The following is a 260-nucleotide window of genomic DNA, read 5'->3' on the forward strand; positions in this document are numbered from 1 at the left end:
GCTGCCTGCCGCTGACCTGGACATATTCTGTACCTGCAAGTCCTCAATACACACCATCGCGTGGTTTTGGCTGATCGCGGTCGAGGCCTTGTGTAGGAAGTCGCGGCGGGCATTGCCGATGCGGGAATGAATACGCTGGACGCAGGCTTTCGCCTTCTTCCAGTTGTTGCCGAACTTCGTCTTGCGGCTCATCGCCTGTTGCGCCTTGCGCAAAGCAGCCTCATGCCGCTTGAAGCTGTGAAGCGGCGCGTAGAACGCGC

At 59.2% G+C, this 260-nt stretch carries 1 protein-coding gene; it reads right to left on the reverse strand.

The genetic code is table 11. The features are described 5' to 3' along the window. A partial coding sequence (locus tag V0R37_RS22565) for a transposase (protein ID WP_420376618.1) occupies positions 1–260 on the reverse strand: 260 nt, incomplete at both ends.

Origin of the sequence: Pollutimonas rozaliensis (assembly GCF_048751585.1) — a bacterium.
GTDB lineage: Bacteria > Pseudomonadota > Gammaproteobacteria > Burkholderiales > Burkholderiaceae_B.